This is a genomic window from Leifsonia sp. SIMBA_070 (assembly GCF_046534635.1).
Classification (GTDB): Bacteria; Actinomycetota; Actinomycetes; order Actinomycetales; family Microbacteriaceae; genus Leifsonia.
In genome coordinates, this window is sequence record NZ_JAWRYK010000959.1 from 1 (window position 1) to 235 (window position 235).

Annotated in this window: 1 protein-coding gene; it reads right to left on the minus strand. The window is 72.8% G+C overall.

Annotated features, from left to right (window positions below; all coding sequences use genetic code 11):
- A partial coding sequence (locus SB754_RS23015; protein WP_410784568.1) for a tyrosine-type recombinase/integrase occupies nt 1–235 on the minus strand: 235 nt, incomplete at both ends.

Consider the following 235-nt stretch of genomic DNA (forward strand, 5'->3'; position numbering starts at 1 on the left):
GGGTCGGCCTCGCGCGCCGAGGAAGAGCTTCGGGGTCGCGGAGCCCTTCGCGGCGAGCGCCGGCCGCACGCGCGAGAGATAGGCGTCGATGGCCGCTCGGGCGAAGGATCCGAGGGGAACGATGCGTTCCTTGTTGCCCTTGCCGCGCAGGCGCAGGATGTCGCCGTGGCGCATGTCGTCGACGTCGAGGCCGATCGCCTCGCTGACGCGGGCGCCGGTCGCGTAGAGCAGCTCG